Genomic DNA, 1,411 nt, shown 5'->3' on the forward strand with positions numbered 1-1,411 from the left:
CCAAACAGAAACAGTAAAAAGACAAATGTTATCTAAAACAGATTCCATATAACATTTTTATCAGATAACACGACTTACGATAACATGTATCTCATAAGAAAATCCTATTCTAGCGATAAAAAAGATACATATAAACTCTAAATCACATATTTATTAACACTTGTAGACTATAAATAGCCTTGAAAAAATTCATAATAGTGTTCTAGAAAAAACATAAGGAAGTTTTCTGAAGAACATAAGGAAGAAATATCATCTAGTATCGGACTAAATTTTGTTAACATTCGAATGAAAATCACCTAAAATCAAGACTAAATCCGGCATAACCCACGCTAGAAGCAGCTCAAGCAAAGACATTTTCAAAATGACTTTCAGACAGAGAAAGCCTTAAATACTCAACCGATAGACAGCTATTCAAACATCAATCATAAAAAAAGACCAACAACACCTGCATTCAAACATCATTCTGATTTACACAACCATCAAATGCTTGCGCTTTTTCCATGCGACCAAGCCCCCGCCCCATAATTCATCACCCACAGAGAGCAATAATAGCACTTTGACATTTCGTCAGTTTACGGTTTGATAAGCCGTTTAAGTAAACGGTTCATTAAATATATCGCCGATTTCCTAATACACAGCATTTCATATTTTGATTTGGATAAACAATAAATATAATAATTTGTATCTTTGACCCCAATAGCAATTAAGAAACTGATCGTTAATAAAAATATGAAACACTACAACTTCGACGAAGTTATCGAACGGCATGGGACGAGTTGCGTGAAATTCGACCGTTTGAAAGAGATGTTCGGTGACGAGAATCTGATACCACTATGGGTGGCGGATATGGATTTCCGCACACCGGACTTTATTGTAGAGGCCCTGAAGAAACGTTGTGAGCACGAGATATTCGGCTATACATTCGGCTCCGACGAGTATTACGAGAGTATCATCAATTGGGTACACTACAAACATAACTGGAAAATACAACGGGAATGGATCAGCTATATCCCGGGAATCGTAAAGGGAATCGCTTTCGCTATCCAATGCTTTACGCAAAAAGGAGATAAGGTCATCATCCAGCCCCCTGTTTATCACCCGTTCCGCATCGTTCCGGAGAAAATGAAGCGCGAGGTCGTTTATAATCCGCTAAAGATGGTAGATGGTGTTTATGAGATGGATTTCGATCATCTTGAATCTATTATAGATGATAAATGCAAGGTGTTGATCCTCTGCAACCCTCACAATCCGGGTGGGATCGTCTGGAAAAAGGAAACCTTGGTCCGATTGGCCGAGATTTGCGCCAAGCACAATATTTTGGTTATCTCCGATGAGATTCATGCGGAAATGGCCTATCCTCAGTACACGCATTACCCGTTCGCCTCCGTATCGGATACCGCCGCCTCCTGCC

At 39.1% G+C, this 1,411-nt stretch carries 1 protein-coding gene; it reads left to right on the top strand.

From position 1 onward, the window contains the following. Nucleotides 1–729: 729 nt before the first annotated feature. Nucleotides 730–1,411 (top strand): MalY/PatB family protein (locus tag QVP94_RS12985; protein ID WP_288213276.1); only part of this gene is annotated, 682 nt, incomplete at its 3' end.

Source organism: Parabacteroides sp. CAG:2 (assembly GCF_000436315.1).
GTDB classification, from domain to species: domain Bacteria; phylum Bacteroidota; class Bacteroidia; order Bacteroidales; family Tannerellaceae; genus Parabacteroides; species Parabacteroides distasonis.